The following is a 26,954-nucleotide window of genomic DNA, read 5'->3' on the forward strand; positions in this document are numbered from 1 at the left end:
ATCGACCACACATAACAGCAGGATTGTCTCCCAGCACACCAACCACGGAGGCAGCCCCATGAATGCACCCACGACCTGGACCGGTCCCGAGCATCGCCGCAGCGTGCTCTGGATCGTCACCCTCGCCGCGATAGCCATCGTCTTCGACGGCTACGACCTCGTCGTCTACGGCACCGTGCTGCCGACCCTGCTCGACGACCCATCCCAGCTGGGTGAGCTCAGCCCCGGCACCGCAGGCGCGCTCGGCTCGTACGCACTGATCGGCATGATGGTCGGCGCGTTCATCGCCGGCACCTTCGGCGACCGCGTCGGTCGCCGCCGGATGATGCTCATGAACATCGTGTGGTTCTCGATCGGGATGGGCGCGACCGCGCTCGCCCCCAACGTCGCCACCTTCGGCATCCTGCGATGCCTCACCGGCATCGGGATCGGCGGCCTGGTCGCCACCGTCGGCGCACTCATCGCCGAGTTCGCCCCCACCTCCAAGCGCAACCTGTTCAACGCCATCGTTTACAGCGGTGTCCCGGCCGGCGGTGTCCTCGCCGCGGTGCTCGCACTCCTGCTCGCCGACCACATCGGCTGGCGCGGACTGTTCTGGATCGGCGCGTTGCCCCTGGTCACCCTGCTGCCACTGGCGTGGCTGAAGATGCCCGAGTCGCCGCAGTGGCTGGTCACTCGCGGACGGCTCGACGAAGCCGCCGCCATCGGCCGTCGCACCGGCATCCCGGTCGACCTCGCTCCGCAGCCCTCCGCCGACGCGCGCCCCGACGAGGTGGCGAAGGTCGGCTTCGCCGCACTAGCGTCACGTCGGTTCCTCGTCCCCACCCTGCTGCTGGGCATGATGAGCTTCGCCGGACTGCTGTTGACCTACGGCCTCAACACCTGGCTGCCGCAGATCATGGAATCCGCCGGCTTCAATGCGAAGGGATCGTTGTCGTTCCTGCTCGTGCTCAACGGCGGCGCCATCGTCGGCGGCCTGATCGCGGCACGCCTGGCCGATCGTCGCGGCCCGCAGCGCATCGTCGCGACGTCGTTCTGCCTGGCGACCTTCGCCCTGATCTTCCTGACCCTCGGATTCCCGCTCCCGGTGCTGCTGGCCGCGGTGGCCGTCGCGGGTACCGGCACCATCGGAACCCAGGTGCTCATCTACGGGTACGTGTCGAACTTCTACCCGACGTCGGCCCGCGCCGCCGGTGTCGCGTGGTGTGCCGGGTTCGGCCGACTGGGCGGCATCGTCGGCCCGGTGATCGGTGGACTCCTGATCGGCGCGGGCATCTCGTCGAGTGCGGCGTTCTACATCTTCGCCGGGATCGCGTTGGCCGGTGCGGCGGCCACGATGCTGGTGCCGCGGGATCGGGGCGATGTCATCGCGACGGCCGACCGGCGTCCGGCGTCGGAGACGGCGGGTCTCGATACGTCACTCGCCTAGCGGCTCGCTCCTACTCGACCAGCGGATGAATCGTCCGCTGGTCGAGTAGCGTTTTTCCGCTGGTCGGGTGGCGTTTCTCCGCTGGTCGAGTAGCCGCGCGAGCCCGCGAGCCGGCGTATCGAGACCCCCCAACGCCCGCTGGTCGAGTAGCCGCGCGAGCCCGCGAGCCGGCGTATCGAGACCTACTCTTTCACTCATCCAACCCGTGTTCGATGGCATACCTGGTCAATTCGACCCGGTTCCCCAACTGGAGTTTGCGCAGCGTCGCCTGGACATGGTTCTCGACGGTCCGGTGACTCAGGGACAGCTTGCGCGCAATCTGCTTGGCACTCAACCCCTTTGCGACATACCGGAGGACCTCGGTCTCCCGCCCCGTGAGGGTGGGCCGATCGTCGGCCGGACCGGGTTCCGCCGATATCCGGCGGTACTCACCGAGGATCAACCCGGCCAGGCCGGGCGTGAACACCGCCTGACCATCGGCGGTGGCCCGGACCGCCGCGACCAGCTCGGTCCGCGACGCGCTCTTCACCAGATAGCCACTCGCACCGGCCTTCACAGCCTGCAGCACGTCGTCGCGCTCGTCGGAGGCCGACAGCACCAGCACCCTGCTCGACGGCGACATCTCCAGCACGCCGGCGGTCGCCTCGGCCCCACTGCCGTCGGGCAATTGCATGTCCATCAGCACCACGTCGGGCGCAACGGCAGCGGCCCGACGACGCGCCGCTCCCACCCCGTCGGCGGTCGCGACGACGTCGAATCCCTCTTCTTCCAGGTCGCGGGCAACCCCGTCACGCCACATCGGATGATCGTCGACGACCATCACCCGCAGCCGTGGTCGCTCGTCACCGGTCATTGCTTGTCCCGTCTGTCGCGTCATGGGCCCTGGCGCCCACCGGAATCGTCAACTCCCATTCTGTGCCGCCGCCCGGTTCGGAATCGAGCATTGTCGTTCCGCCGAGGGACTCGACGCGACCCACGATCGATTTCGAGATCCCCATCCGCCCCTCCTGGCGCGCCTGGTCGAGCCGTCCCGGCGCGATCCCCACTCCGTCGTCGCGGATGCTGACAACCACGCGGTCACCGAGGTCCTCCAGCAACACGAAGGCGCGGGCGTTCGGACCCGCGTGGTCGGCGACGTTGTCGAGGGCGTTGACGACCGCCGCCCGGATCTCGCCGGCGACGCCCGCCTGCACATCCACCGCGGTCGCGGGTGCGCTGACCGAGATCCGGTCGGACGAGAAGCCGCGCAACACCGCACCGAGATCTGTCGTGCCCGCCGCGACGTCGATACCGCCGGCCTCCGACACCAGCCGCCGCAGAGCGCGTTCCTGTTCCCCGGCCAGGTCCGCGAGGTGGGTCGTCTCACCGCCGATCTCACGGCCCTGCTTGGCGATCAGCGCCAGCACCTGCAGAACGCCGTCGTGCACCTCCCGCGACAACCGTTCGCGTTCGGCGGTGGCGGCCGCCATGCCGGCAGCCTGTGTGAGCACCGCATGCGCACGCCGCGCGATGACCGCCGCCAACCCGACCGCCATGCCGGTGGCGACGACGATGATGATCGTCGCGTTGCGCCCGAAGTTGAGGTCGAAGGCACCCTTGACGAATGCGCTGGTGCCGCCGACGAACAGACCCGCGGCGATCCCCCACACGGGTCCGGCGAGCAGCGCCACGGAGATCACCGAGTTGACCGCCCACAGGGTCGTCGGCCAGCTCTGGTTGTTCAGCGCCCACGCCTCGGTCGCCACGTACGAGGTGGACAGCATCATCGCGCAGGCGACCGCCACGTCCACCGCGACCCAATACCTGTTGCGGCCGAAGCCGACGTAGTAGGCGATGCCGGAGGCCAGCGTCCACGCGGTCAGGATGCCGAACAACACCCAGGCCACACCCCGATGCAGCAGATCGTCGTTGATCGCGATCTGGAATCCGAGCGCGTACATGTAGGAGATCAGCCGGAACAGCTGCGCGGCACGCCACAGCGGTCCCACCGGATCGCTGTCGATGATCACCGCCGGCTGCCCGGCGCGACCGGGGGCACCGCGCGGCTCAGGCGTCCCGATCATCGCCCCGCGGGTGGTCGGTCGGTTGGTCGTCGACGTCCGCGGCGGCGTCCTCCTCGGATGGCGGACGGTCCGCCGTCGCGGTGTGCTCGGCCCCCGACGTATACGACGGCCGCAGGGCCTCCACGGTCTGGGCGTGGACGGCGTCGGCGTCCTCGGCGTCGCGGTGGTCGACGCGGTCCCAGCGCGGCTCGTCGGGCGCGGCGGAGTACATCGGTTCGTCGGCTCGTTCGTGGCGACGTCGGGCACTCGGGGCACTGCCCGACAGGTGCCGGATCGCCGTGTTGGCGAACGCGATCAACGGCACGGCCAGCAGACCACCGATGATCCCGGCCGCGACGATGCCCGCGGCGATGCTCAACACCACGGCGACGGGATGCAGCCGCACCGACCGACCCAGCAGGAACGGCTGGAGCACATGACTTTCCAACTGCATCACGCCGACGACGATGGCGAGGGCGATGATCGCCGCGATCCAGCCCTGCGTCACCAGGGCGACCAGCACGGCCAGCGTGCCGGTCGCCAACGCACCGACGATCGGGATGAAGGCACCGAGGAAGATCAGTGAGGCCAGTGGCAGCGCCAGCGGCACGTGCAGGATCGCCAGTCCCACCCCGATGCCGAGCGCGTCGACGAACGCGACCGCCACGGTGGCGCGGACGTATCCGACGAGGGTGGCGAAGCCGGCGGTGCCGGCCGCGTGGACCCGCGCCCGCGTCTCCGTGGGGACGGCTTTGGTGACGAAGGTCCAGATGTGGCCGCCGCCGTACAGGAAGAAGATCAGCAGGAAGAACGCGAGCAGCGCGCCGGTGACGATCTCGGTGGCGGTGGTCGCGGTCGCGAGTGCGCCGCTGGTGACCTGGCTTTGATTGTGCTGCAGGAAGCCGGTCACGTCGTTGCCGATGTTCTGCACCTGCTCGCGGTCGATCCCGAGCGGCCCGTCGACCAGCCATTCACGGGTTCGATCGATGGTCGTGGTGATCTCGTCGGTGAGTTGCGGGATGCCGCGGATGAACTCCTGCACGACGAAGGTCAGCACCGCGGCCAACAGGCCCAGCACCACGACGATCGCCACCAGGACCGCCAGTGACCGCGGGAAGCCCACGCGGTCGAGCACGTCGACGACCGGCACCAGCATGGCTGCGCCGAGGATGGCGAGCGCCACCGGCACCAGCACTTCCTCGAACTGGTTGAAGGCCAGGACCAGGACGTACACCGCACCGGCGATCACCAACAACCGCCACGACCATTCGGCCGTCGCTCGCACCAGGGGGTGGACTTTCTCCCGATCGGCGACTGCCACATCGTCGGACCCATCCGACCGACGGGATCGATCGGAGGTGTCGGGATCGCTCACGGGTCTCAGCCTAGCTGCGGTTATGGTGTGGGCTATGTCGTCGGAGCGGCCCGCCATCGGGAGTGTGACCACGCGGCCACGCTTCTGGTGGCTGCGGTGGGTGCTCCTGGCGATCGTGGTGGCGATCCTGGCCGTCGAGATAGTGCTCATCTCCCCCAGCCTCGAGGAGGCGTGGCAGCGGATCGGCGACCTGGAGTGGGGCTGGATCGCGGCCAGCGTCGTCGCGGCGCTGCTCTCCATGGACAGCTACGCACAGGTGCAACGCGCGCTGCTCCGTTCGGCGGGCGTCCGGGTCGGACAGTGGCAGTCGTTGTCGGTGATCCTCGCGTCGAATGCGGTGAGCCAGACGATGCCCGGCGGTCCGGTGCTGTCGCCGGCGTTCGTCTACCGCGAGACCCGGAAATGGGGTGCGACACCGGTCGTCGCGTCGTGGCAGGTGGTGATGTCCGGGCTGCTCGCCGGCGTGGGCCTGGCGGTGCTGGGCTTCGGCGGCGCCCTGCTCGCCGGCGCGAAGACGAGTCCGTTCTCCGTCGTCTTCTCGGTCCTCGGGTTCATCGCGGTGGCCGTGGTGTTCCAGTACCTGGCCAGCCATCCCGAGTCGTTGCAGAGCACGTTGCTGCGGGTGATGGACTGGATCAACCAGGTGCGCAGCAAGGAGCACGGTCACGGCCACGACCGCATCATGGAGACCCTCGAACAGCTGCGCGCCGTGCAGTTGTCCAAGCGCGATCTCGGCGTCTCGTTCGGGTGGAGTCTGTTCAACTGGGTCGCCGACGTCGCCTGTCTGGCCTTCGCGTGCTGGGCGGTCGGCGCGCATCCGAGTATCGCCGGCCTGATGGTCGCCTACGCGGCCGGGAAGGCCGTGGGCACGGCGGTGCCGCTTCTGCCCGGCGGGATCGGTGTCGTCGACGCCGTCCTCGTGCCCGCGCTCACGTCCGCGGGAATGCCCGCGGCCGACGCCATCACGGCAGTCCTGGTGTATCGCGTGATCAGCTACATCCTGATCGCGGCCATCGGCTGGGTCGTGGTGCTGTTCATGTTCCGCAGCTCGTTCCGCACGGACGAGACGCTCGAGGAGGAACTCGACCGCGACCTCAGCACTGGGGATCGGGGGGCCGGCGACCGGGCGGACGTCACGCCGGAATCCGACCCGGGCCGTGATCGCGACGCGGACCGGGATGATGGTCCCCGGCCCGACGACCAGCTACCGTAGGGGACCATGTCGAGGCCACCCACTGTCGCACCGGCCGACGCCCCGGCATCTCCGGGGCGCACACTGCCGATGCCGGTGGTCGCGCTCATCGATCTCGTCGCGATCACCGTGTTCGTCCTCATCGGCCGGTCGAGCCACGAAGAAGGCCTCGCGGTCTCCGGGGTTCTGCAGACGCTCTGGCCGTTCGCCGTGGGCGCAGCCGCCGGATGGTCGATCGCCTACGTGTTCTCCCACGCCTGGTCCAGCGACTGGTTCGGCCACGATTTCCGACCCGAACGAATCGCGCCGGCCGGGGTGATGATCTGGTTCTGCGCGGTGGCGATCGCGATGATCCTGCGCTATCTGCTGCACCAGGGCGTCGCGGTCAGCTTCGTCATCGTCGCAACCATCACGCTGGGAGTGTTCCTGCTGGGTTGGCGCGCCCTGTTCGTGCTGGCCCGCCGCCGATCAGCCGTCTCGCGCGCCGACTGAGCTACCGCGCGCGCAGCTTCACGCGCGGATGCTCGTTGAGTGCGCGATGACCCACCCGCACGAACGGACGGGTTACTTGATCCGGAAGTACTTCTGCGCCACCTGCAGTGCCGCCGTCCCGGACCTGTCGCCCTCGGTGTAGATGACGATCACCTTTCCGCCCTGCAGGCCGAGGAACCAGCCGGGTCCCTGCGGCCCGTTGGTGCCGACGAGCGCCTTGAGACCCGGCGCCCCGGTGAGGTCGCTCGCGTCCCCGGTTTTCGCCACGGTCGTCATCGCCCGCAGGATCGGTGCGGTCGTCGCGGCGTCCAGTTCTCCCAACTGTCCGCCCGCAACCGTCGTCGAGACACCCTTGACGATGTACGGCGCGACCGACGTCATCTGGCCCATCGAGCTGCGGGCAAGGGCGACACCGAGTGCGCCCATGTTCATCATCGACATCCCGATGCCGTCCGGGCGGAAGTCCACGGTGGCCACGCCCGGCTGATCCTCGGACGGTGCGCTGGCTCCCGGGACGGTGAACTGTACGCCGAGACCGAGCCGGTCCATGACGGCGTCGCTGGACTCCTGGTTGGCGTTCGCGGTCCGATCCACCTCGGTGAGCACCGGGTTCAGTGTGGTCCCGACCGGATACACGGTGTCGACGTTGGTGCCGCGATCGATCGCATAACTGTTGCGGGCCATGGCCAGGATGGCGCCGGTGGCCGCGTCGAGAGCCATGATCGTCGCCGGCTGCCCGACCTCGACCGCGGCGTCACCGAGGGTGAGCTGCACGCTCTGGTCGACGGTGGTCTGCACATCCGGTCCGGGCGGACCCTGCTCGCCGGCCAGTTTGCGGGGCTTGATCCCGGGGCCGACCATCTGGACCTGCCAGCCCGCGGTGGCGTTGCGGATCGCCTGCCAGTAGTTGGTGAGGCCCGATTCCAGCGGCGACGACAGCCGCCGATCCTTGGTGACCAACATGCCGGCCTTGCGGATGACCACGCCCGGAACCGCTTCCGGATCGGATCGCAGCACCTCCATGTCCGGGTCACGCAGCGTCACCGCGGTGATCGCCTCACCCGGCGCCTCGGCCAACTTCTCCGAGATGACCTGGGTGGTGATCAGCGGCGCGATCGGTTCGATGGTGCGAGCCAGCGCGCGGACCGACCGCCGCACGTCTTCGGTCTCGTTCGGATCGAGGATGATCTCGTTCACCGGCTGCAGGTACATGAACGTCTTGCCCGAGCGGCTGTTCACCGTCGGGGCCGGTGACGCATCCGTGCGGATCTCCCGCAGCTGCCCGCCGTAGGGCAGGCCCGGGTAGATGATCGACGGATCCCAGGTGATCTTCCAGCCCGTCGACAGATGTCGGGCGGTACCCGAACTCGTGGTCTCGAACGTGCGGTCCTCGTCCCACCGCCAGGTGGTCGTGAGCCCGAACGACGCCGTGCCGTCGCTGTACTGGACCGGGTTCTGCACCTCCATGTCGACGTGCTCGGCGTCCATCGACTGGAGGGTCTCGGTCAACGCCTCGCCGGCCTGACCGGGCGCGGTGGTGAACTTGGCCGCGCCGCCGGCGTCCTGGCGTTCCATCGCCGCGGCGAACTCACGGACGGCACCGGCCGCATCCTTGGTCTCACCGGAGGTCCCACCACACGCACTGATCGCCACCACGAGGCCGCAGGTCGCCACGGCACAGGCCATCTTCGGCGCTCGCCTGACCCAGATCTTCATAGTCTCAATTTTCACTCGCGTAACACTGGAATTCGATGTCGTCCGCTTCCATTCGGGGATCCGACCGGTCACGATCGGGTCTCGGGGATTCACCCGCGCCGCAGGCGATGTGGGCGGCACCACATCCGCCTGGGCTGCCCATACTGGGGTATGGACTTCTCCGTGATTCCGGCCGTCGACCGCGCGGTCACGACCACCGACTGGCTCACGTCCCGCCATAGCTTCTCCTTTGGCGACCATTACGATCCATCCAACACAAATCATGGGTCTCTGTTGGTGAATAACGATGATGTGGTCGCACCGTTACAGGGCTTTGACCCACATCCGCACCGCGAGTCTGAAATCGTCACGTGGGTCACGTCCGGCTCACTGGTCCATCGGGATTCGGAGGGACACTCGGGGATCGTCTATCCCGGTCTGGCACAACGGATGAGCGCCGGTACCGGGGTCCTGCACTCCGAGCGCAACGACACCTGGTCGGAGCGGCCGGGCGCGGGCACGGTGCCGGTGCGTTTCGTCCAGATGTGGGTCATGCCGGACGAGGCCGGACTGGCCCCGTCGTACGCCGCCGCCGACATCGCCGACGAGCTCACGGCGGGACGTCTCGTGCCGGTCGCGTCCGGGGATCCGCATCGTGACTCCGCCATCCGGATCGCCAACCGGACCGCCACGATGTACGCCGCGCGACTGGACTCCTCGAGCGTCATCGAGCTGCCCGCCGGTCGCCACACCCACCTCTTCGTCACCCAGGGATCGGTGCGGATCGAGGGCCGAACCCTGAGCGAGGGCGACGCAGTCCGCGGCGGCGACCTGGGTGGGACGCGGCTGACCGCCGGCGACGAGGCCGAGGTGAACCATGCCGAGGTGAATGTTGCCGAGGTGCTCATCTGGGTGATGGACCGCGACCTGCGCGAGCTACTGGGCTGAGCCCCCGCCGAGAGAACCCCAAATCCCGCCGACAGAACCCGGAATCACGTCGAGAGAACCTCAGCGCAGCGACTCCAGCAGCCGCAGCCAGACCTCGCTGACGGTCGGATACGACGGAACCGCATGCCAGAGCCGGTCGACGGGCACCTCCCCGACCACCGCGACGGTCGCCGAGTGCACGAGTTCCGCCGTCCCGGCGCCGACGAACGTCGCACCGACGACGACGTCCCGAGCGCGGTCGATCACCAGCTTGGCGTGCCCGCTGTAGTCGGGATCGAGCAGATAGGTGCCCGCGACCGCGATGTCCATCTCGGCGACCGTCACGTCGATGCCGTCGGCGCGGGCCTGCTCCTCGGTCACCCCGACCGCGGACACCTCCGGACGCGTGAACACCACCTGCGGCACGGCGCCGTGGTCGGCGAATGCCGAGTACCGCGGGCTGTCGAGGTTGCGGCCCTCGGCGCGCGCGGCGATCACGTCGCCGGCGACGCGCGCCTGGTATTTGCCCATGTGCGTGAGTGCTACCCGTCCGTTCACGTCGCCGACCGCGTAGAGCCACGGATGGCCGGCAACGACCATGTGGTCATCGACCCCCAGCGGTCCGGACTCCTCGACACCGATGCCGCTCAAGCCGAGTTCGCGGGTGGCCGGCCTGCGGCCCGCCGCCACCAGGATCTCGTCGACCTCGACGACGTCACCGCCGCTCAGCGTCACCCGGGCGGGACCGCCGTGGAGGTGGCCGTACCCGGTGTCGGCCGCGTCCGGCCGCTCGACGGACTCGAACTCGGTACCGAATCGGATGTCGGCGCCGCGGGCGGTGAGCGCATCCGCGACCATCTCACCGACGAAGGGCTCGTTCTTGGGCAACAGCCGGTTGCCACGGATCACCATCGTCAGTTCGCGCACCCCGAGATCGAGCAGCCAGGTGGCGGCCTCGCAGGCGACCACACCGCCGCCGAGCACCACGATCCGCTCCGGCACGTCGACGAGGTTCGTCGCGTCCCGCGACGTCCACGGCCGGGCCTCCCGCAGGCCGGTGATCGGCGGGATCGACGCGACGCTGCCCGTCGCCACCACCACCGCCTCCCGGGCGGCGACGCGGCGCTCGTCCACCGCCACCTCCCGCTCACCGACGATGCGCCCGTGCCCGCGGATCACGTCGATGCCCGCGTTTCTCGCCCATTCGACCTGCGAAGTGTCGTCGCGGCCGCCGGTGATCTCGTCACGCCGCCCGAGCACGCCCGACCGGTCCGGGGCGGTGTCGGAGAGTCGTTCGCGGGCACCCGGCAGCGCGGCCGCGGCGGCCAGCGCGGACCCCGGCCCGAGCAGCCCCTTGCTGGGCATGCACGCCCAGTACGAGCACTCGCCGCCGACGAGTTCGTGTTCGATGATCACCGCGGTTCGGTCGCTGCCGCGGATCGCATAGTCCGCGGCGTTCTCGCCGACCGGACCACCGCCGATCACGACCACGTCGTAGGTGCTGGTCTGCGAGTCGCCGTCCATACCCCCACGGTAGGTGAGCAGGCTGACGAATCGGGGCCGCGATGACAGGATGTACGGGTGACCGCTTCGCAGACTGACACCCCACAGATTTCCGGTATCGATCTCAGCTGGGTGGACGACGGCGTCCGCGTCCAGGACGACCTGTTCGCCCATGTCAACGGCAAGTGGCTGGAAAGCCACGTCATCCCCGACGACCGCCCCCTCGACGGCGCCTTCCACGTGCTGCGCGACCGGGCCGAGGAGAACGTCCGCGACATCATCACCGAATGTGCCGACGCCGAATCGCTCAGTGGCTCCGACGCCCAGAAGATCGGCGATCTGTACGCCTCGTTCATGGACACCGCGCACATCGACGCCCTTGGCATCGGACCGATCCGCGGTGAACTCGACAAGATCGCGGCGATCAGTTCCGCCGAGGACCTGAGTCATCGCATCGGGCGCCTGCAACGGCACGGCGTCAGCGGCCTGTTCGGCTTCTACGTCGACACCGACGCCAAGCAGTCCGACCGCTACCTCGTGCACGTCGTGCAGTCCGGACTCGGCCTGCCCGACGAGTCCTACTACCGCGAGGACAAGCACGCCGAGACCCGTGACGCCTACATCGCACACGTCGGCGCTATGTTCACCCTCGCCGGCTTCGACGACGCCGACACCCGGGCCCGCACGGTCCTCGACCTGGAGACCGCGCTCGCCGGCCATCACTGGGACGTCGTCCGCCGACGCGATGCCGAGCTCACCTACAACCTGCGGACGCTCGCCGACTTCACCGACTCCGCGGGCGCATTCGACGTGTCGTCCTGGCTGGGTGGCCTCGGCACCACCGGGGAGACCACGTTCGCCGAGATCGTGGTGGGGCAACCGTCCTTCGTCACCGGAGCCGGGGAGTTGATCGCGTCGCGGTCGCTCGACGACTGGAAGACGTGGCTGACGTGGAAGTTGCTGCACTCGGCAGCGCCGTACCTGTCGTCGGACTTCGTCGATGAGAACTTCGCCTTCTACGGACGCACCCTGACCGGCTCGGAGACGATCCGGGACCGGTGGAAGCGCGGTGTCGGGTTCGTCGAGGACGCGATGGGATTCGCGGTCGGAAAACTCTACGTGGACAAGCACTTCGGTCCCGAGGCGAAGGCCCGGATGGACGAGTTGATCGACAACCTGGTGGCCGCCTACCGCCGCAACATCACCGAACTCGAGTGGATGACGCCGGCCACTCGGGAGAAGGCGCTTGCCAAGCTCGAGAAGTTCACCCCCAAGATCGGGTTCCCGGCACGCTGGCGCGACTACGGAACCCTGACCGTCGACCGTGGCGACCTCATCGGGAATGTCGCTCGCGCATCGTCGTTCGAGCAGGACCGGGAGTTCGCGAAGATCGGTGGCCCGGTGGACCGCGACGAGTGGTTCATGACGCCGCAGACGGTGAACGCCTACTACAACCCGGGCATGAACGAGATCGTCTTTCCCGCAGCCATTCTCCAGCCCCCGTTCTTCGACCCCGAGGCCGACGACGCCGCCAACTACGGCGGTATCGGCGCGGTGATCGGTCACGAGATCGGCCACGGTTTCGACGACCAGGGCGCCAAGTACGATGGCGACGGCAACCTCGTCGACTGGTGGACGGACGAGGATCGCACCGAGTTCTCCTCGCGCACCCGTAAACTCATCGACCAGTACGGCGAGTTCACGCCGATGGGACTCGACGAGGAGTACAAGGTCAACGGCGATTTCACGATCGGCGAGAACATCGGTGACCTCGGCGGTCTGTCCATCGCGCTGGTCGCCTACCGGCTCGCGACCGCGGGAGAGGCCGCGCCGACGATCGACGGTCTGACCGGCGACCAGCGCGTGTTCTTCAGCTGGGCGCAGATCTGGCGCACCAAAACCCGTGATGCCGAGGCGATCCGGCGATTGTCGATCGACCCGCACTCTCCGCCGGAGTTCCGGTGCAACGGCGTGGTCCGCAACATGGATGCGTTCTACGACGCGTTCGATGTGACGCCGGGCGATGCGCTGTATCTGGACGAATCCGAGCGCGTGCGGATCTGGTAGTTCAGGTGGGGACGGGCGTCGGGGATCTGGCGGAGGCACGCAGGAACGTCGGTCGGCGGCAGGTGGCCATGGCCATCATCCGGCCGATCCTGGCCACGGTGATCCTGTTGTTCGGCTACTTCCTGCTGCCGATCGACCGGGCCAGCTCGGTCAATTTCGTCGGCCTCACAATCGGCGCGGTGCTGCTGATCGCGTTCTGCGCCTGGGAGATCCGCCATTTCATCCGGTCGCCGTTCCCGGTGGCGACGGCGATCGAGATGCTGGTGGCGATCGCTGCGTTGTACATCGTCGGATTCGCGACCGTGTACTTCCTGTTCTCCGAGTACGACCACGGCAGCATAAGCGACCCTCTCACCCGCGTCGACGCCCTTTACTTCTGCCTGACGGTGTTCACCACAACAGGTTTCGGTGACATCACCGCGGAGTCCCAGGGTGCGCGGGTGGCGGTGTCGATCCAGATGGTCAGCACCCTGGTTCTGCTCGGTCTCGGGATTCGCTTCCTGAACGTCCTTGTCTCGGAACGCGTCAAGCGCTGAGAACGCACCAGCCGATCCCTGAGGGGCCTTCCAGCTCCCCAGGGATCGGCGGAGTGACTAACGATCAGTAGTCGTCGTCGCCGTAGACGATCATGCCGCGGATGTTGTTGCCCGACAGCATGTCGTCGTAGGCCTCGTTGATCTGATCGAGCCGGTAGGTGTTGGTCACCAGATCGCTCAGGTTCAACTTGCCTGCGCGGTACTCCTGGAGGAGATTCGGCACCTGGGTGCGCGGGCTGGCCCCACCGAAGATCCCGCCCTGCACGCGCTTCTGCAGCAAGGTGAGCTCGAAGAGGTTCATCTGCGCGTCCATCGACGCGAAGTTGCCCATACCGACGACGACCACCTGGCCGCCCTTGCCGGTGAGCGACAGCGCCGGCTGGATCATCGATCCGTCGATCTCGCCGACGGTGAGGATCGTGGTGTTGGCCATCTTGCCCCAGCTGATCTCACCGATGACCGGAAGTGCCTCCTCCATCGACTCGAAGGTGTGCGTGGCGCCCAGCTTCTCGGCCATCTGCCGCTTGAACGGCACCGGGTCGACAGCGGCGACGATCCGCGCGCCGGCCTGCGCCGCGCCCTGCACCGCATTGATGCCGACCCCGCCGATGCCGACCACGACCACCACGTCACCGGCGTGGGTGCCACCGATCTCGACGGCCGATCCCCAACCGGTGGCGACACCGCAGCCGAGCAGTGCCGCCTGCTGCAGCGGGATGTCGTCCTCGATCTTGATCAGGGAGGCCTGATTGACCGTGATGTAGGGCGCGAACGTGCCGAGCAGACACATCTGTGCGAGCCCGAGCCCATCGCTGGTGTGAGCGCGGTGCGTGTCGTCGGCGATGGACAGACCGGTCAGCAGCCGGGCCCCCTCGTCGCAGATGTTCTGGTCCCCGCGCGAGCACGGTTCACACACCCCGCACGCCGGGATGAAGGCCGTGACGACGTGGTCGCCTTCCTTGAAGTTGGTGACCCCGGGTCCGACCTTGTGCACGATGCCGGCACCCTCGTGGCCGCCGAGGACGGGCATCGGTGCCGGACTGTCACCGGTGCGGAGATGGTGATCGGAGTGGCACAGGCCCGAGCTGACGAGCTTGACCTGAACCTCGCCGGCAACCGGATCGCCGAGGTCGAACTCCTCGATCTGCCACTTCTCACCCGGGTTTCGAAGGATTGCTCCCTTGGTCTTCATGCCGCTTGACCCCTTTCGTTCGGACGGCGATATGCGATCTGGTCACATCGTCGCCGCATATGCATCACTGCGCATACGAAACGCCTACACACGTTGCGGCGGTGGGCAATTGGGACAAGTTATCGATCGTTAGATCGGGACCTGTCGTTCAGCTCGAGTGGTCGTGCACGGAACGAGCGTTTCGGTGGCGTCGAGAACAAGGTGCGCTGGACATCTGACCAAGATCAGCCGTCTCAGGGACCACCGAGGGGAATACGCCCTCGGACGGCCTCACACGGCTGATTGTTGCCAGTCGCCGCGCTACACGGTCCGACCACGCCGTGGCGAATGCCGACAATCCGGTCGTGTAGACAGGAACTCATGGCGACCACGCCCCGGCTCCGCTGGCTGATCCCCGCGCTCTTGCTCCTCGGTTGGCTCGTCATCGGAGGTGTGACCGGCCCGTATGCCGGGAAGCTCTCCTCGGTCGCCACGAACGACAACAGCGCGTTCCTCCCGGCATCGGCGGAGTCGACCGAGGTCAACGACATGCTGAGCGGGTTCACCGATTCCGACACCGTGCCCGCGGTCGTCGTCGCCGAGCGGACCTCGGGCCTCGCCCCCGCCGACACGGAGTTCCTCGCGACGGCCGCCGCGCCGCTGGCGGGCACCGAGGGATTCGGACCGGCGTTCTCCCCACCCATCCCGTCGACCGACGGCCAGGCGGCGCAGATGTTCGTCCCCATCTCGGCGGAAGGGGAGCCCGCCGACCATGTCGAGAAGCTGCGCGAGGCCCTCGCATCCCCGCCGGACGGGCTGACCGTCAAGGTCACCGGCCCGGCCGGTCAGATCGCCGACCTCGGGGAGGCCTTCAGCGGCATCGACGGATTGCTGCTGCTGGTGGCGGGATCGGTGGTGATCCTGATCCTGATCGTCGTCTACCGCAGTCCGATCCTGCCGATCGTGGTGATCATCTCGGCGATCTTCGCGCTCGGACTCGCCTCGGGCCTGGTCTATCTCCTCGCCTCCAACGACGTCCTCGAGCTCAACGGCCAAAGCCAGGGCATCCTGTTCATCCTCGTCTTCGGCGCGGCCACCGACTACGCACTGCTGCTGGTGTCGCGTTTCCGTGAAGAGTTGACGCGCACCGACGACAAGTACGCGGCCGTCCGCTCCGCCTGGCGGGCGACCATCGAACCGATCTCGGCGTCCGCCGGCACCGTCATCCTCGGTGTGCTGTGCCTGCTGTTCTCCGACCTCAACTCCAATCGCAGCCTCGGGCCGGTCGCCGCGATCGGCATCGCCACCAGCTTCGTCGCGTCGATGACGTTCCTGCCCGCAGCACTCGCCCTACTGGGGCGCACCGCATTCTGGCCGCTGCGCCCCAAGCACACCGATTCATCCGAACCGGGCAGCACCCACCGTCTCTGGGCGGGCATCGCCGACCGCGTCGCCGCGCGACCGCGCACCATCTGGATCACCACGCTCGTCGTACTGCTCATCGGCGCCGCCTTCGCACCGATGTTCAAGTCCGACGGCATCGCGCAGACCGACTACTTCCTCACCTCGGTCGACTCGGTCGAGGGCGCCGAGATCCAGGCCGAGCACTTCGACGCCGGCAGCGGTTCGCCGACCTGGGTGATCGCCGACCAGCCGCAGGGACAAGCCGTCCTGGACACGGTGCGCGGCGTCGACGGCGTCGCTTCGGCCGAGTTGGTCACCGAGGGCGGTGCCCCTGTCGTCGTCGACGGCAAGGTGGCGGTTCAGGCGACCCTCACCGACACCGCCGACTCGCTCGCCGCGCAGGACACCGTGGTGCGCATCCGCGACGCAGTACATCCCATCGACGATGCCGACGCGCTCGTCGGCGGTACCACCGCGATCGATCTCGACACCCGCACCACCGCCGTCCACGACCGCAACCTCATCATCCCCATCGTTCTGGTGGTGGTCCTCGCGGTGCTGATGCTGCTGCTGCGCAGCATCGCGGCACCGGTGATGCTGCTGGCGACGACCGTGGTGTCGTTCGCCGCGACGATCGGCGTCGGCGCGTTGCTCTTCAACGGACCGTTCGACTTCGCCGGCGCCGACCCGGTGGTCCCGCTGTTCGCGTTCGTGTTCCTCGTCGCGCTCGGCATCGACTACAACATCTTCCTGATGACCCGCGCCCGCGAGGAAGCGAAGACGCATGGCACCCGCGACGGGATGTTGCGCGGGTTGACCGCCACGGGCGGTGTCATCACGTCCGCCGGCGTGGTGCTTGCCGCGACGTTCGCCGCGCTCGCGGTGATCCCGTTGCTGTTCCTCGTGCAGATCGCGTTCCTCGTCGCATTCGGTGTTCTGGTCGACACCCTGATCGTGCGTACCCTGCTCGTGCCGGCGCTGACCCTCGACATCGGCAAACGGGTGTGGTGGCCGAGTTCGTTGTCCCGCTGAGGTTTTCGCCGCCCATGTCGGCGAGGTGCGGACATCCGGCGAGCCCGAGACCAAACAGCGACCTGAGAGTTCGGAGAATCCGAACACGCCCTGTGACCGCGCGGGATAGCGTCGATTCATCGTATTCAAACGATCGTTAGCTGGTGATCTCGATGACTCTCGCCGAACACAAGGCGCATGGACGTGAAGACTTCGCGTCGCTGCGTAGCGGCGGCCTCAACTGGGATGCGTTCCCGTTGCGGCTGTTCGTCAAAGGCAATGGCCGCTTCTGGGATCCGGCCGCCATCGACTTCTCTCGTGACGCCGAGGACTGGGGCGAGATCACCGACGAACAACGCCGCAGCGCCACCTATCTGGTCAGTCAGTTCATCGCGGGCGAGGAAGCGGTCACCCAGGACATCCAGCCGTTCATGCACGCGATGGCCGCCGAAGGCCGCTTCGGCGACGAGATGTACCTGACGCAGTTCTGCTTCGAGGAGGCCAAGCACATCCAGGTGTTCCGTCGGTGGATGGATGCGGTGGGCCTCGACGGCGACCTGCAGTCCTACGTCGCCGACAACCCGTACTACCGGCAGTTGTTCTACGACGAGCTGCCGTCGTCGCTGAACGCATTGAACTCCGACCCGTCGCCGCGCAATCAGATCCGGGCCAGCGTCACCTACAACCACGTCATCGAGGGCAGCCTCGCGCTGACCGGGTATTACGCCTGGCAGAAGGTGTGCACGCAGCACGGGATCTTCCCCGGCATGCAGCGCCTCATCAAGTTCATCGGCGACGACGAGCGGCGGCACATGGCGTGGGGCACGTTCACCTGCCGCCGCCACGTCGCCGCCGACGATTCCCTCTGGGAGGTCGTGACGGGCCGCATGGAGGAACTCATGCCGCTGGCGCTGGGAATGATCAACTGGGTGAACGAGCAGTTCGACGAACAGCCCTTCGGCCTCGACAACAACGAGTTCATCGCCTACGCCGCCGACCGCGGTCAACGACGACTCAGCGCCATCGAGTCGGCCCGCGGCCGCCCGGTCGCCGAGATCGACCTCGACTACTCACCCGAGTCCCTCGAGGAACGGTTCGGCGAGGAGGACGCCGCAGCGATGGGACGGTGAGCAACACACGCGGCGATTCGGGGGTTCGATGACAGATCCGGTACTGGTCGATGTCCGAGACGGCGTCGCCCTGGTGACGCTGAACCGGCCCGAGGCGCGCAACGCGTTGAGCCTCGACCTCGCACGTGACCTGAGTGCCGCGCTGCGGCGACTCGATGCCGACGAGGCGGTCCGGGTCCTCGTGCTCACCGGGGCGGACCCGGCCTTCTGCGCCGGCCTCGATCTCAAAGCGCTGGCCGCGGACGGGGCCGGTTACCTCGCGGCCGTGCACGACGCCGACTGCATCCGCCTCGTCGGGGAGCTCGGGACACCGACCGTCGGTGCGATCAACGGTGCGGCGTTCACCGGCGGCCTCGAGATCGCCCTCGGATGCGACTTCCTGATCGCGGGCGACCGGGCGGTGTTCGCGGACACCCACGCCCGCGTGGGTGTGCTGCCCGGCGGTGGGATGACCGTCCGTCTTCCGGATCGTGTCGGGACGGGCTGGGCTCGCCGTATGTCGTTGACGGGTGAGGTCGTGGACGCTGGTCTGGCACAACGCATAGGGCTGGTGACCGAGGTCGTCGCGCACGAGGAGTTGGTCGGTCACGCGATGGATGTGGCGCGGCGGATCGCCGACACCGACGGGCACATGCTGCGCGCGTTGAAGAAGGTCTACGACGCCGGGTGGGACGCGACGACCGGCGTGGCGCTCTCCGTCGAAGGTGAGCTGGCAGCCGCCGCGGTACCGGATTGGGATGCGCTGGAGGCGAATCGGCAGCAGGTCCTGGCCCGGAATCGGGCACAGCTGTGAGCGACGCGCACATCAGCTACGAATCGCACGACGGAATCGGCACGATCACGATCGACCGGCCGGCGAAGAAGAACGCGATGACCTTCGCCATGCTCGGCGAGCTGTCCGACGCCGTGGCCGAGGGCATCGATGACGACGGCGCCCGGGCGTTGATCCTCACGGGAGTACCGGGCGCGTTCTGCGCGGGCACCGACCTGTCCGATCTGCAGGACACACCCGAGGAGCAACGCAGCAGCGGCGGGCAGGCGCCCCGGGCAGGCGGGGTGCCTCCGCTGATGGCGTGCCCGAAGCCGATCGTGTGCGCCATCGACGGACCGGCGATCGGGATGGGTGCCGAGTTCACCTCGATGTGTGACGTCCGCATCGCCACGCCCCGCGCGCGGTTCGGCTGGGTGTTCGTGCACCGCGGTCTCGTCCCCGACACCGGTGCGGGTACGTGGGTGCTGCCCCGACTGATCGGCGTCCAGGAAGCGGCGCGGCTGCTGTTCTCCGGCGAGATCATCGGCGCCGAACGGGCGATCGAACTGGGCTATCTCCTGGCCGTCGTCGAGCCCGATGACCTCGACGCGGCGGCCCGAGAAGAGGCCGGCAGATTCATCGCCGGCTCGCCGTTCGCGATCCGCGAGACCAAGGCCCTGCTGTACGCCGGGATCGGCCGGTCGTTCGACGAGCACGTCGGCGCTACCCGCGAGGTCATGGAGCGATGCTTCCGTTCGGAGGATCACCGGGAGGGCGTCGCGTCCTTCCTCGAACGCCGCCCACCGAACTTCACCGGCCGCTGACCCGGGACCCTCCCAACTCCACGATCTCTGCGCATCGCCGCTCCACCAGCCGCCGGTTGTGACTGACGAGCATCATGCCCGCGCCGTCGTCGACGAGACACTGCAGAATCGCGACCACGGCCCGCGCCGACACCGGGTCCAGCATCGACGTCGGCTCGTCACAGAACACGAACCGCGGCGCCTGCACCAATAGGCGACCGAGGCAGACCCGTTGCAACTGTCCATCGCTCACCTGCCCCGGGAACCGGTCGAGCAGACTCACCTCGAGCCCGACGCGCTCCGCGATCGACTCGACGTCGCACGACCGCCGCCCGATCGTGGCCGGTTCGGCGACGAGCCGACGCAACGTCCACCGCGGATTGCACACCTGCCGCGGATTCTGTGCGAGCATCCCGATCCCGCCAGCAGGCTGTAGCGCCGGCCGATCGACCTGCCCGGCAGTCGGTTTCGCAAGTCCCGCGACGATGCGCAACAGTGTCGTCTTGCCACTGCCCGACGGCCCGACGACTCCGGAGATACGGCCGGGCACCACGTTGACGTCGATGCCGCTGAAGATCGTCCGGGCGCCGAAACGCGCCTCGAGGCCGGACGCGACGATGGCCTCGGTGAGCGCGGCCTTCTCGGGTGCGCTCATGTGACCGTCGCGAAGAGGTCGGCGACGTACGTGTCCCGCAATGCAGACAACGCTTCGCGGGTGCCGTGCGCGACGATCGCGCCCGCGCGCATCACCGCGATGGAGTCGCACCGACCACCGGTCAGGGTCTCGATGTCGTGAGTGATCACCAGCACCGCTGCCCCGGCGTCCGCCGCGGCGGCGAACAGCTCCCAGGTGTCGGCGGCCAGCTCGCCGTCGAGGGCGGACGTCGGTTCGTCGGCCACGAGGATCGCCGGGTCACCGGCCAGTGCTGCCGCGACCGCAGCGCGTTGCGCCATACCTCCCGACAACTCGTGCGGATACAGCTGGAGCGCGGACTCGGGGAGGCGCACGACCCGGCACAGTTCGACCGCTGACCGGCTACCGCCGAGGCGGCGGATCACCTCGTCGAGCTGGGATCCGACGGTGCGCACCGGCGTGAAGGAGGTCGAGGGAGACTGCGGCACCAGTCCGATCCGTCGTCCGCGCAGGGTCGACCAGCGCGGGTCGTCGACGGTGAGCTCCATGTCGTCGACCAGTACGGCACCGGTCATCTGAGACCCTGGTGGCAACAGGCCGGTGAGCGCGGCGGCGATCATCGATTTGCCGCATCCGGATTCACCGACCAGCGCGGTGAGCGAACCGGCGCGCACCTCGAGATCGACGTCGTGGAGCACACGCACATCGACGCGGTCCCACCGGCGCCGTGCGGTGATGTCGGCGGTCAGACGCTCGATGCGGGCGCGGACCTCGCGATCGATCGCCGTCATCGCCACACCTCCCCGGTCGGCGGCAAAGTGACTCGTCGCAGCGACGACGCGGCCGCGGCACACGCCAGCGCGGTGATCATCAGAGCTATTCCCGGAACGGCGAGCGTCCACCACGCGCCGGACAGCACGTCGCCGCGCGCCTGTCCGAGGAGGGTGCCCAGGCTCGCTTCGTCCGGCGAGAGTCCTACCCCGAGGAACGACAGTGTCGTCTCGTGCCACACCGCGTGCGGCAGCAGCACGGTCATGGTGACCAAGGCCTGGCCGGTGACGGCGGGCAGCAGGTGGTGGGTGGCGATGAAGGTCCGCGATGCCCCGGCGAGGCGGGCGGATTCGATCCAGCCGGCCGAGGTGTTGTCGAGTAGTTCGGCGCGAACCACGCGCGCGACCGCGGGCCAGTGGGTCAACGCGATCGAGGCGATGATGGCGATCGGTTCGCCGCGCCACATCGCCGCGATCACGACGCCGACGACGAGGTGCGGCAGCGCGTTGACACCGTCCACGACACGCATGACCACGGCGTCGATCCACCCACCGGCGGTGACCGAGCCGATGCCGATGATCAGTCCGAGCAGGGTCGCGAGCACCGCACACGCCGCCGCGATCACCAGCGAGATCTGGAGACCCTGCGCGGTTCGCACGCCGAGGTCGTACCCGGAATGGTCGGTGCCGAGGAAGTGCTCGTCGCCCGGCGCCCGCAGAGAGTCGGCGAAATCCGGCGACTGTTGACCGGCGATCAAGGGCCAGCCGACGGCGATCACCGCGACCACACCGAGGACGATCCACGGTGCCAGCAATCGCGCGCGGAACCGCCATCTCCCGGGGGCCGTGACGCGTCGGGTACCTGGGGGCGCCGTCATGCGCGCATCCCGATCCGCGGATCGATCCACACCGCTGCCGCATCGGAGAGTGCAGAACCCGCGAGCACCAGGACCGCCGATCCGACCGCGAGCGCGGCGAGCAACGGGAAATCCAGGGCGACTGCCGAATCCACGAGTGCCTCGGCGAGCCCGGGCCAGCCGAACACGGTCTCGACGATCGCGGCACCCGCGATCAACTCGGGTAGTCGGGTGCCCAGCAGCGCCAGGGTAGGGAGCACCGACACCGGCACCACATGTCCGCGCAGCAATACCCATCCGCTGATTCCCCGGGCGCGAGCGGCCCGCACCGCATCCGAGGCGACCGCCTCGACGACGGCCGAGCGCATCGTCAGGAGCAGCCACGGGATCATCGAGACGGTCAGCGCGATGTAGGGCAGCACGGCGTGGGTCAGGATGCCCTCGACGGTGTAAGGGTCACCGGGCCGTCGAGCACCGGAGGTCGGGAACGCGCCGAGCGACACCGCGAAGACGCTCACCAGCAGCAGGGAGATCACAAAGGGTGGCGTCGCCGCGAGCATCGCGGCCAAGGCGGTCACCGATCGGTCGACCAGGCCACCACGCCGCATGCCGACGACCGCTCCGAGGATCACCGAGATCACCGCAGCGGACAGCAGCGCCGCCGATGCCATGCCGAGGGTGAACGGCAGACGCTCGGCGATCACCTGCGCCACTGGCTGACTACGGGTCGATGACCACCCGAAGTCGCCGGTCACCAGATGACCCCACCAGTGCAGCCAGGCCTCGAACCAGTTCTGGTCGAGATCGTAGGCGTCGCTCACCGCCTCCCGCTGTGACTGCGTCGCCGACTGGAAGTCGGCTCCGAGATGCGCGGACAGCGGATCGAACGGGGACGCCGCCGCGATCGCGAAGATGCCCAACGAGACCAGTCCGACCGTCGGGATCGCGAGCAGTAACCGCCGCCCGAGGAGCCGGACGGTGACCTGCAGGCGTTCGCGGTCACGACGCCGCGGTCCGGTCTCACCGCCGACAGACGCGGTGTTCGCGGTCGTCGGTGTCGAAGGCCGGGTGAGGGTCACGAGGCGTCACTCCGCCACGACGGCAGGTTCCACCATGGCCCCCATGCGACTCCGTGGGAGTGGGGTTCCAAGATGGGGGCGTCATGGGTCCACCCGTCGCTGCGAGCGGCGTACGTGTGGTGCAGGAACGCCAGGTACACGGCCGACGGCGCGGATTCGTAGACCGTCTGGATCTCCCGGTATCGCGCGTCGTTGGCCGGGCCGGGAGCGCTCTGACGAGCCGCGTCCAGCAAGGCGTCGAGGCCGGGCGCGGTGAAGTCGCCGGGATTCGAGTACGGCGAGGAGTCCGGTACCCGGCTGTGCAGCGGGTCGTACACCTGCGAGTCGATGCTGTACGGCGTCGACCCACCGCCGAGCAGCACCGCGTCGGAGTCGAGTCGGGTGTCGATCTCGTCCCAGCTGGTGCCGCGCGGATCGACCTCGATACCCAGCGGCGTCATCGCCGCGGCGAAGGCGACCGCGAGGTCGCGGCGCAGGGTGTCCTCGGCGTTGTAGAGCAGGGTGAATGAGGCCCGGTCGCCTCCGCGCGCTCGTACACCGTCGGGTCCGGGTCGCCATCCGGCCGCGTCCAGGATCTGAGCCGCCTGGTCGATGTCGAACGAGAACTGGGCGTCGGGGTTGTACGCAGGACCGTAGACCGATGCGATCGGGGTGCTCGCCGGCTCACCACGGCCGGCCAGGACATCGCGCACGACGGCCGTCCGGTCCACAGCGAGATTCATCGCCCGCCGCGCGGCGACGTCTGCGGTGAACGCGTTCGTCGAAGGCAGCGAGACCCCGCGCCAATCAGCCGATTTCACCGCCATCACGCTCACCCCCTCGCGGCCTTCGAGGCTCCCGGCGAGTTTCGGGGGCAGGTTCGCCCCGTCGATCTCGTCGGCGATGATCCGTTGCGCCCGTGTGTTGTCGTCGGGGGCAAACGTGTAGACCAGCCGGGTGACCTGCGGCGCTGCGCCCCAATAGCCGTCGCGCGCGACGAGCACGGCCTGATCCGGCTGCAGCGAGTCCAGTTGATAGGGGCCGGTGCCCACCGGCTGGGTGTTCAACGCCCACTCCGCGGCCGGAGCGGCCTCGATCGTCTCCGAGGGCGCGATACCCAGCAGCAGGTACGGCGACGGGTCGGCCTCGGTGTTCATCCGTACGGTCACCGCGTCGGGGCCGTCGGCGGTGACGTCGACGATCGGCGCGAAGTCGGTCGCGATCTCCGAGGCGACCTGCGGGTCGCGCACGGCACGATACGTCGCCACGACATCCGCGGAATCGAACGCGCTGCCGTCGGAGAAGGTCACTCCGGTGCGCAGCGGCAATCGCCAGACGCGTTCGGTGATCCGCTTCGGCGTGTCGGTGGCCAGTGCCGGCACGAGATCGGGGACGCGCGAATCGCCGTCGGCGCCGGGCCGCAGCAGCGCCTCGTAGATCGGGGAGACGCCCTGCTGGCCGTAGCCCATCATCGGGCTGAAATCACCGAGTTCCTGACTCTCGCCGAGCACGATGATGTCCCTCGCCTCCGACGACACTCCCGTTCCGCCGCATCCCACGATCCCGGTGACCGTCGCCGCAGCGATCGCCGCAGGGGCCAACCAGTGCCGTTTTCGCATCGCCGCCTTCTTGCTCGCGCATCCGCGGCCAACGGTAGATGTCTGCACACACATATGTTCGTACACACACATATTTGCCGCATCTCGGACTGTAGTCGACGATAGGAGCGACAAACCAAGTGTGGAGATCGGCGATCGGTGGAGGTGGCGATGCCCGGACTCGATGTCGACGCCTGGGCGGCACGGTTCGCGGTGCTCAGCGACTCGACCCGATTGTCGCTGGTCATCGACATGCATGAACACCCGCGTTCGACGGTTGCCGAATTGGCCAAGCGAGCCGGGATCACCGAGAACGCGGCGTCGCAATCGTTGCGCGCACTACGCGACCTCGGCTGGGTGCGCGCCGAGAAATCCGGTCGAACCGTCCACTACGAGGTGGTGCACGACGCCATCGCGCATCGCATCCTGCACGACATCGTCGGCGTCACACACGCCGATGGGACGCACCCAGTGACAGTGGACTAGAACACGTTCTAATCTGGCAGGCGTGGATGTCTCATACGACGCGACCAGACGCGAACTGACCACCGACCAGGGCACCCTGCGCTACCACGAGGCCGGCGACCCGGCCGCGCCGCCGCTGATCCTGCTGCACGGTTCCGGGCCGGGCGTGACCGGCTGGCGCAACTACCGCGGCAACCTCGGCCATTTCGCCGAGACGCATCACTGCTACGTGCTGGAGTTCCCCGGTTTCGGTGTCAGCGATCCGGTGGAAGGTCATCCGGTGCTGTCGGCGGGGTCGTCGGTGATCCGGTTCATGGACGCGCTGGACATCGGCTCGGCCGCGATGATCGGCAACTCCATGGGCGGCGTCGTCGGCGTCAACCTCGCCATCAAGAAGCCGGATCGGGTCGAGAAGCTGGTGACCATCGGCGGCGTCGGCCCGAACGTGTTCAGCCCCAGCCCGAGCGAGGGCTTGAAGTTGTTGCAGGAGTTCACCGACGACCCCGATCGGGACAAACTCGTTCGGTGGCTGAACTCGATGGTCTACGACAAGAAACTCATCACAGACGAGCTGATCGAGGAACGCTGGGCCGCCGCCATTCACCCGGACGCCCAGAAGACCGCACAGATGATGTACGGCTCAGCGGCTTTCGAGATGCAGCAGCAGTTCATGGCGGCGTCGGACACACCTCCCTACTGGGCGATGATGCACAAAGTCGCCTGCCCGACGCTGCTCACGTGGGGCCGCGACGATCGGGTGAGCCCGCCCGACATGGCGATGGCGCCGATGCGCCTCATCCCCGACGCCGAGCTGCACGTGTTCCCCAAGTGCGGGCACTGGGTGATGATCGAAGCCAAGGAGGCGTTCGAGTCGACGGTACGCGCGTTCCTGCAGCGCTCGTCGGCGATCAAATAGCGCCCTAGCACCTTTCGCTGGTCGACCAGCGGGAGCCGCAACCCATTCCGCCGATCGAGTAGCACCAAGCCGCAACGCCCAACTCGCCGGCCCAGTAACGCCGAGCCGCAACCCACTCCGCCGGTCGACTACCTTTCGCCACAACCCAATCCGCTGGTCGAGTAGCGCCGAGCCACAACCAATTCCGCCGGTCGAGTAGCGCCGAGCCGCAACCCTTTTCGCCAGCCGAGCAGCGCCCAGCCGCACCCCACTCCGCCGGTCGAGTAGCGCCGAGCCGCTAGGCGAGGCGCGTATCGAGACCACGCAAGCAGCCTCGATACGCGCCCACCTACTCGGCGTCCGACGGCACCTCGGCACCGTCGACCGACAGCACGACCCGCGAGCCGTACGGAACCGCCTGCACCAGCCGCAGCTGCGCCAACGCGGGGTGCGCGTCGAGCAGACGACCGGCGTTGGCCAGCGCCCGCAACGCTGCGGTCTCCGCGCGCGCGGCCTCCAGCTTGGCCTGCCCGCGCGCCTTGGCGGTGACCACTTCGATTGCCGCCGAACGCACCTCGGACGGCACGATGACGTCCTTGACGACGACGTCGCGTACGTCGATGCCGAGCGCAGCACCGGCGTCGACCGCCGCCGCACGGACCGGTGCGGTGTCCAGCGCATCGCCACGGCCGATCAGATCGTTGGCCGACACCGACGCGCAGACCTGGCGCAACGCGATCTGCGTCGCCACGTAGACGATCGAGATCGGCTCTGCGGCAAGCTCGCTGAACGCGACCGGATCCACGACCGCGAGCCGGATGCTCATCGACACCCGGATCGACATCGCATCCGAGGTGAGCACCTCCTGCGGCGCCACCGGCACCAGCCGCTCACGCAGGTCGACGTCGACATAGCCGGCGTCGGAACGCTGCGAGTACACACCCGGACGGAGTACCCGCGCGAGCTTTCCCTCTCGGTACTCGAGGACGGCGTGACCGGGGTCGACGGTCACGCGGGCGAACAGTGACATGGCGGGCCTCCTTTCCGTTGTGTTGCACGGCATGTCATCGGTTTTCGGTTGTCAGCAGTTGGAGTGTCGTGGCGAGGGCTGGACGCCGCCCGCGGGTCGGCCGATCGGTGGGGTCATCC

The 26,954-nt window shown here is 68.2% G+C and carries 24 protein-coding genes; 12 read left to right on the forward strand and 12 right to left on the reverse strand.

Features of this window, described 5'->3' with window-relative positions:
- The first annotated feature begins 58 nt into the window (after window positions 1-58).
- Complete coding sequence (locus V1Y59_RS03920) at window positions 59-1,429, forward strand: MFS transporter (protein WP_330503523.1); 1,371 nt, start codon at window positions 59-61, stop codon at window positions 1,427-1,429.
- A gap of 190 nt (window positions 1,430-1,619) precedes the next feature.
- On the opposite strand, the gene V1Y59_RS03925 is transcribed toward V1Y59_RS03920, so the two are convergent.
- From V1Y59_RS03925 to V1Y59_RS03935, 3 genes are read right to left on the reverse strand one after another with little or no spacing between them, the layout of a single operon-like run.
- Entirely contained in the window at window positions 1,620-2,282 is a 663-nt protein-coding gene (locus V1Y59_RS03925) for a response regulator transcription factor (protein ID WP_330503524.1), read from the reverse strand.
- Window positions 2,272-3,492, reverse strand: coding sequence for a MacS family sensor histidine kinase (gene macS / locus V1Y59_RS03930; protein WP_330503525.1), 1,221 nt, complete (start codon window positions 3,490-3,492; stop codon window positions 2,272-2,274). Before macS ends, V1Y59_RS03925 begins: the two co-directional genes overlap by 11 nt.
- Window positions 3,476-4,846 carry an AI-2E family transporter gene (locus V1Y59_RS03935; protein WP_330503526.1) on the reverse strand — a complete coding sequence of 457 codons (1,371 nt, stop codon included), beginning with the start codon at window positions 4,844-4,846 and terminating at the stop codon, window positions 3,476-3,478. The genes macS and V1Y59_RS03935 overlap by 17 nt, the downstream gene beginning before the upstream one ends.
- Window positions 4,847-4,880: 34 nt before the next feature.
- Between V1Y59_RS03935 and V1Y59_RS03940 the strand changes: the two genes are divergently transcribed.
- On the forward strand, window positions 4,881-6,059 hold the full coding sequence (locus V1Y59_RS03940; RefSeq protein ID WP_330503527.1) for a lysylphosphatidylglycerol synthase transmembrane domain-containing protein: 1,179 nt from the start codon (window positions 4,881-4,883) through the stop codon (window positions 6,057-6,059).
- A 6-nt stretch (window positions 6,060-6,065) separates the two neighbouring features.
- The gene (locus V1Y59_RS03945) at window positions 6,066-6,530 is read left to right on the forward strand and encodes a DUF3054 domain-containing protein (RefSeq protein ID WP_431309091.1); all 465 of its coding nucleotides are present in this window, start codon (window positions 6,066-6,068) and stop codon (window positions 6,528-6,530) included.
- A 72-nt stretch (window positions 6,531-6,602) separates the two neighbouring features.
- On the opposite strand, the gene V1Y59_RS03950 is transcribed toward V1Y59_RS03945, so the two are convergent.
- A complete protein-coding gene (locus V1Y59_RS03950; RefSeq protein ID WP_330503528.1) occupies window positions 6,603-8,246 on the reverse strand; it encodes an NTF2-like N-terminal transpeptidase domain-containing protein in 1,644 nt (547 codons plus the stop codon).
- A gap of 150 nt (window positions 8,247-8,396) precedes the next feature.
- On the opposite strand from V1Y59_RS03950, the gene V1Y59_RS03955 reads away from it, so the two are divergent.
- A complete protein-coding gene (locus V1Y59_RS03955; RefSeq protein WP_330503529.1) occupies window positions 8,397-9,173 on the forward strand; it encodes a pirin family protein in 777 nt (258 codons plus the stop codon).
- A gap of 60 nt (window positions 9,174-9,233) precedes the next feature.
- Here V1Y59_RS03955 and V1Y59_RS03960 read toward each other — a convergent pair whose 3' ends face one another.
- The gene (locus V1Y59_RS03960; RefSeq protein WP_330503530.1) at window positions 9,234-10,676 is read right to left on the reverse strand and encodes a dihydrolipoyl dehydrogenase family protein; all 1,443 of its coding nucleotides are present in this window, start codon (window positions 10,674-10,676) and stop codon (window positions 9,234-9,236) included.
- 57 nt (window positions 10,677-10,733) lie between these two features.
- Here V1Y59_RS03960 and V1Y59_RS03965 point away from each other — a divergent pair, with 57 nt between their 5' ends.
- Window positions 10,734-12,722, forward strand: a complete 1,989-nt coding sequence (locus V1Y59_RS03965) for a M13 family metallopeptidase (RefSeq protein ID WP_330503531.1) — start codon at window positions 10,734-10,736, stop codon at window positions 12,720-12,722.
- A 68-nt stretch (window positions 12,723-12,790) separates the two neighbouring features.
- On the forward strand, window positions 12,791-13,258 hold the full coding sequence (locus V1Y59_RS03970; RefSeq protein ID WP_330503532.1) for an ion channel: 468 nt from the start codon (window positions 12,791-12,793) through the stop codon (window positions 13,256-13,258).
- A gap of 64 nt (window positions 13,259-13,322) precedes the next feature.
- On the opposite strand, the gene V1Y59_RS03975 is transcribed toward V1Y59_RS03970, so the two are convergent.
- The gene (locus V1Y59_RS03975; protein WP_330503533.1) at window positions 13,323-14,450 is read right to left on the reverse strand and encodes an NDMA-dependent alcohol dehydrogenase; all 1,128 of its coding nucleotides are present in this window, start codon (window positions 14,448-14,450) and stop codon (window positions 13,323-13,325) included.
- A gap of 360 nt (window positions 14,451-14,810) precedes the next feature.
- Here V1Y59_RS03975 and V1Y59_RS03980 point away from each other — a divergent pair, with 360 nt between their 5' ends.
- The 4 genes from V1Y59_RS03980 to V1Y59_RS03995 all read left to right on the forward strand — a co-directional run bounded on the left by V1Y59_RS03980 (window position 14,811) and on the right by V1Y59_RS03995 (window position 19,549).
- Window positions 14,811-16,865 carry an MMPL family transporter gene (locus V1Y59_RS03980; RefSeq protein ID WP_330503534.1) on the forward strand — a complete coding sequence of 685 codons (2,055 nt, stop codon included), beginning with the start codon at window positions 14,811-14,813 and terminating at the stop codon, window positions 16,863-16,865.
- Window positions 16,866-17,017: 152 nt separating this feature from the next.
- Window positions 17,018-17,974 carry a R2-like ligand-binding oxidase gene (locus tag V1Y59_RS03985; RefSeq protein WP_330503580.1) on the forward strand — a complete coding sequence of 319 codons (957 nt, stop codon included), beginning with the start codon at window positions 17,018-17,020 and terminating at the stop codon, window positions 17,972-17,974.
- A 28-nt stretch (window positions 17,975-18,002) separates the two neighbouring features.
- Window positions 18,003-18,767 (forward strand): enoyl-CoA hydratase, encoded by a 765-nt coding sequence (locus tag V1Y59_RS03990; protein ID WP_330503535.1) that lies wholly within the window; start codon window positions 18,003-18,005, stop codon window positions 18,765-18,767.
- Window positions 18,764-19,549, forward strand: coding sequence for an enoyl-CoA hydratase/isomerase family protein (locus V1Y59_RS03995; RefSeq protein ID WP_330503536.1), 786 nt, complete (start codon window positions 18,764-18,766; stop codon window positions 19,547-19,549). Before V1Y59_RS03990 ends, V1Y59_RS03995 begins: the two co-directional genes overlap by 4 nt.
- Here V1Y59_RS03995 and V1Y59_RS04000 read toward each other — a convergent pair.
- From V1Y59_RS04000 to V1Y59_RS04020, 5 genes are all read right to left on the reverse strand, one after another.
- Window positions 19,536-20,183, reverse strand: a complete 648-nt coding sequence (locus V1Y59_RS04000; RefSeq protein ID WP_330503537.1) for an ABC transporter ATP-binding protein — start codon at window positions 20,181-20,183, stop codon at window positions 19,536-19,538. The genes V1Y59_RS03995 and V1Y59_RS04000 overlap by 14 nt on opposite strands.
- Window positions 20,180-20,953 carry an ATP-binding cassette domain-containing protein gene (locus V1Y59_RS04005; protein ID WP_330503538.1) on the reverse strand — a complete coding sequence of 258 codons (774 nt, stop codon included), beginning with the start codon at window positions 20,951-20,953 and terminating at the stop codon, window positions 20,180-20,182. The genes V1Y59_RS04000 and V1Y59_RS04005 overlap by 4 nt, the downstream gene beginning before the upstream one ends.
- Window positions 20,950-21,810, reverse strand: coding sequence for an ABC transporter permease (locus tag V1Y59_RS04010; protein WP_330503539.1), 861 nt, complete (start codon window positions 21,808-21,810; stop codon window positions 20,950-20,952). Before V1Y59_RS04010 ends, V1Y59_RS04005 begins: the two co-directional genes overlap by 4 nt.
- Entirely contained in the window at window positions 21,807-22,778 is a 972-nt protein-coding gene (locus V1Y59_RS04015) for an ABC transporter permease (RefSeq protein WP_330503581.1), read from the reverse strand. Before V1Y59_RS04015 ends, V1Y59_RS04010 begins: the two co-directional genes overlap by 4 nt.
- 86 nt (window positions 22,779-22,864) lie before the next feature.
- Window positions 22,865-24,466 carry an ABC transporter substrate-binding protein gene (locus V1Y59_RS04020; RefSeq protein WP_330503540.1) on the reverse strand — a complete coding sequence of 534 codons (1,602 nt, stop codon included), beginning with the start codon at window positions 24,464-24,466 and terminating at the stop codon, window positions 22,865-22,867.
- Between the two features lie 150 nt (window positions 24,467-24,616).
- Here V1Y59_RS04020 and V1Y59_RS04025 point away from each other — a divergent pair, with 150 nt between their 5' ends.
- Window positions 24,617-24,931: an ArsR/SmtB family transcription factor gene (locus V1Y59_RS04025; protein WP_330503541.1), complete on the forward strand. Its 315-nt coding sequence runs from the start codon at window positions 24,617-24,619 to the stop codon at window positions 24,929-24,931.
- A 22-nt stretch (window positions 24,932-24,953) separates the two neighbouring features.
- On the forward strand, window positions 24,954-25,826 hold the full coding sequence (locus V1Y59_RS04030; RefSeq protein WP_330503542.1) for an alpha/beta fold hydrolase: 873 nt from the start codon (window positions 24,954-24,956) through the stop codon (window positions 25,824-25,826).
- Window positions 25,827-26,154: 328 nt separating this feature from the next.
- Here the strand turns inward: V1Y59_RS04030 and V1Y59_RS04035 are convergent, their stop codons facing one another.
- The gene (locus tag V1Y59_RS04035) at window positions 26,155-26,835 is read right to left on the reverse strand and encodes a slipin family protein (RefSeq protein ID WP_330503543.1); all 681 of its coding nucleotides are present in this window, start codon (window positions 26,833-26,835) and stop codon (window positions 26,155-26,157) included.
- Between the last annotated feature and the right edge of the window lie 119 nt (window positions 26,836-26,954).

This window comes from Gordonia prachuapensis (assembly GCF_036350515.1).
Lineage (GTDB): Bacteria > Actinomycetota > Actinomycetes > Mycobacteriales > Mycobacteriaceae > Gordonia > Gordonia prachuapensis.